The sequence below is a fragment of the Paenibacillus sp. GbtcB18 genome, assembly GCF_019091125.1.
Lineage (GTDB): Bacteria > Bacillota > Bacilli > Paenibacillales > NBRC-103111 > Paenibacillus_F > Paenibacillus_F chitinolyticus.
On record NZ_JAGXJX010000945.1, the window covers coordinates 1 to 232 of the forward strand.

1 protein-coding gene is annotated in these 232 nt (G+C 60.3%); it reads right to left on the reverse strand.

The window, feature by feature from the left end:
* The coding region (locus tag KVT34_RS31360) for a hypothetical protein (RefSeq protein ID WP_217563402.1) at positions 1–232 on the reverse strand (232 nt) is incomplete at both ends.

A 232-nucleotide genomic window follows, 5' to 3' on the forward strand; every position in this document is an offset into this window, starting at 1 on the left:
ACCAGAGGCTTTCCGCTTCAGCCGGATTCGATATCGCCGGGTACATGGAGGCGAGATCTTCCCAGGGGTCGAAATTGGTGCCGCCGTTCTCGGTTACCGGCGCGTTATAATTTTGGGCGGCATAGTGGGGGTACTGCGTCAGGTAAGGCGAAGTTCCCGTGAAGGGCAGCCAGTGGTTGCCGAGGTCCTCTTCCGGTTTGCCGGACCACCAGGTTCCGTCGCCGACGGTTTG